The sequence below is a fragment of the Oleiphilus sp. HI0132 genome (assembly GCF_001635845.1).
Genome location: NZ_LWGJ01000920.1, coordinates 1 through 317 on the forward strand (window position 1 = coordinate 1; position 317 = coordinate 317).

1 protein-coding gene is annotated in these 317 nt (G+C 47.3%); it reads left to right on the plus strand.

What is annotated here, in order from left to right; translation table 11 throughout:
• Positions 1–317: ABC transporter ATP-binding protein (locus A3766_RS10385; RefSeq protein ID WP_197479516.1), on the plus strand; the 317-nt coding region annotated here is incomplete at both ends.

Below are 317 nucleotides of genomic sequence, written 5' to 3' on the forward strand. Positions count from 1 at the left end.
GGCCGCATAGCAACCAAAGTGATGCAGACTGCGCTTTCGGTTCGCGAAACCGTAATGAAGCTGCTCGATGTACTGCTCTACGTCAGTATTTATTTCATAGGTATGACTAGCGTCGTCACAGCGAGTGATGCCAGATTAAGCATTCCTCTTTTAATTTGGCTACTTTGCTATGGCTCCAGCCTTTATTACTTCATCCCTAAACTTCGTGATATTTCTACTCGTCAGGCAGATGCGCGCTCCAGCATGGTCGGAGCTGTGGTAGACAGCTACACCAACATTGAAACAGTGAAACTCTTCTCTCATAGCCAGCGTGAAGC